This is a genomic window from Corallococcus praedator (assembly GCF_003612125.1).
Taxonomy (GTDB): domain Bacteria; phylum Myxococcota; class Myxococcia; order Myxococcales; family Myxococcaceae; genus Corallococcus; species Corallococcus praedator.
Window position 1 is genome coordinate 1 of the sequence record NZ_RAWI01000809.1, and the last position, 793, is coordinate 793.

The following is a 793-nucleotide window of genomic DNA, read 5'->3' on the forward strand; positions in this document are numbered from 1 at the left end:
GGATGATGCCACGCACCGGGGGTGGTCCCCGGCGCGGATATCGCGTGCAAGCGGCTGGAATGACGGGGGTTTCCGGGGTGCCGCCTGCCAGGAGGCAGCCGTGTCCGGGGGGACACGGCGCGGCCGGGGGGCCACGCGGGGAGGCGCCACGCGGGCCTTCGCGGCCCGGGCACCTCCACGGCGGGTGCAGCGGCCGGGAACCGGGTCAGAAGCCCGGAGCCCGGCCTGGAACCTCACCCGCCGTCGGCGAGGCCACCGTCGGTGAGCAGTCCACCGTCGGTGGTGCCGGCATCCGGGTCGCCGGCGTCAGGGGTTCCGGAATCCTGGACCCCCGCGTCGGTCGGGCCCGCGTCGGTCGCGGGGCTGTCCTCGGAGACACAGGCCTCGTTCCGGCAGACATAGCCCTCCAGGCACTGGCCCCGGTCGCAGGGCTGCCCTTCCGGGTCGAAGTCGACGAGCAGGCTGCAGGCGGACAACCCCAGCCCCAGAACCAGGGCCGAGGGAACGATGAGCGATGAAAGGCGAAGGCGCATGGCTAGTAGTTCCGGAGATCGTCATCGTCGAGCTTGGGACGCTGCTTCTTCTCTTCGTCGCGCTTGCGCTTCTCCTCTTCCTCGCGCTTGCGCTTCTCCTCCTCGTCCCGCTTCCGCTTCGCTTCCTCGTCGCGCTTGCGCTGTTCCTCCTGCTCGCGCTGCTCCTTCTTGAGGCGGGCCTCCTCCTCACGCTGGCGCTTCGCCTCGGCCTCACGCTCCTTGCGCGTCAGCTTCTTCGCGGGCGGCGGCGGGGTGGGAGG

1 protein-coding gene and 1 pseudogene are annotated in these 793 nt (G+C 71.6%); both read right to left on the bottom strand.

What is annotated here, in order from left to right:
• Positions 1–233 precede the first annotated feature (233 nt).
• The gene (locus D7Y13_RS41890) at positions 234–533 is read right to left on the bottom strand and encodes a hypothetical protein (RefSeq protein ID WP_120631074.1); all 300 of its coding nucleotides are present in this window, start codon (positions 531–533) and stop codon (positions 234–236) included.
• A 2-nt stretch (positions 534–535) separates the two neighbouring features.
• Positions 536–793, bottom strand: a pseudogene (locus D7Y13_RS41895) (PEGA domain-containing protein); the annotation flags it as partial.

Excerpts from the sequence above, each read along its gene's own strand:
- D7Y13_RS41890 (WP_120631074.1), bottom strand. The coding sequence starts at position 533 with ATGCGCCTTCGCCTTTCATCGCTCATCGTTCCCTCGGCCCTGGTTCTG.